At 46.7% G+C, this 1,513-nt stretch carries 2 protein-coding genes; both read left to right on the plus strand.

The window, feature by feature from the left end:
* Positions 1–580: 580 nt before the first annotated feature.
* A complete protein-coding gene (locus tag VZT47_RS10330) occupies positions 581–1,201 on the plus strand; it encodes a recombinase family protein (protein WP_330224877.1) in 621 nt (206 codons plus the stop codon).
* Between the two features lie 10 nt (positions 1,202–1,211).
* Positions 1,212–1,513, plus strand: a 302-nt coding sequence (locus VZT47_RS10335) for a hypothetical protein (protein WP_330224878.1), incomplete at its 3' end; no start/stop codon positions are given.

The raw sequence follows: 1,513 nt of genomic DNA on the forward strand, positions 1-1,513 counted from the left end.
CGAGTACGCCTTCGTCTGAGAAACATCCAATACAGACATGATCTCTTTCGCAGTAATGAAATTTTCACTGGTTCCGGCCATCTTCTTACCCTCCTGCTATTTTTATCTTCAAAATACATTTGGGCCCCGAAAGTCCGGATTACTAAAAATCCAGGGAAAAATTATTCTTTTTTGAAAGAGGTGAAATGAGAAAACACGGGAAGCAAAATGTGGAATTATTCTTTTTGCCCTCTTTTGGCCTTTTGTTAATTCCTTAACAGGTATCAAAAAGGTATCAGAGCATAAAAAATGCCTGAAACCCGGTGTTTGTAACCAGGTCTCAGGCCTTGAAAAGTCTGGACTTTTTAACTTAACCTCCAAGCCACTACGGGATCATTCCATCTCTACAAGGGCATCTATATATTGAGTCCATGTGACGTTCTGTTCGCATCATCTTGTATACCAAGTCTTTTTATTCCACCCATTCTTCCGCTTTTCCCGGCTTTTTGTAGACATTTTGTAGACGAAAGAAGTTTTCCTGTTTCTTGCCCGCTCTCCCGCAAGCATTTACCATTGACGCAAAAAGAAGGGGAAACAGGCCATGGAAAAATACGGATATATCCGGGTTTCAGCCACGGATCAGAATGAGGACCGGCAGCTTGTAGCAATGAAAGATCTCGGCATTCCGGAAGAAAATCTCTATATGGACAAGCAATCCGGCAAGGACTTCAACCGGCCGGAATATAAGAAGATGGTCGAAAGGCTGCGCGTAGGCGACCTTCTCTACGTCCTCAGCATCGACCGCCTGGGGAGAAACTATGAAGAAATCCAGAACCAGTGGCGCATCCTCACGAAGGAGATCGGCATCGATATCTGCGTCCTCGACATGGAACTCCTCGACACCCGGCGGGGCAAAGATCTGATGGGAACATTCATCGCAGACCTGGTCCTGCAGATCCTTTCCTTTGTCGCGGAATCCGAGCGGCAGAATATCAAGGTCCGTCAGGCGCAGGGCATCAAAGCTGCAAAGGCCAAAGGCGTCCGCTTCGGCCGGCCTGTCAAAAAGCCGCCTACCGATTTCAAGAAGCTGATTTCAAAATGGGAACGGGGAGACCTTCCCCTGAAAGACCTGCTGGCTGCCTGCGATATGTCGGAAAGCACATTCTACAGGCGTCTGCGGGAAATCCGGATAGAAGAAAAAGGAAACTCCGGACTGTCATAAAGTGTACCTTTTGAAAGTCGGGTTTCCGGGCTTTCTGCTTTGTATTCCGGACAGAAAAGCCAACAAAGAATCCTGCATTAGCACAGGAAAAATCTATTCAGTATTCATATCGGCTTCTCATTCGGAATCTTTAGCCGCCCCATATTTTGCCAAATCATCACCATTTTCAAAAGGTACACCATCTGAAAGCCCCAAGAAAGCATACGATATGGTCATTGCGCACAACATGGCGGCCATGAACGCCCAAAGACAAGTGAATATCGTAACGGACAAAAAGCAGAAGTCCACAGAGAAGCTCTCTTCCGGCTACCG

This window comes from Dialister sp. (assembly GCF_036343215.1).
GTDB lineage: Bacteria > Bacillota > Negativicutes > Veillonellales > Dialisteraceae > Dialister.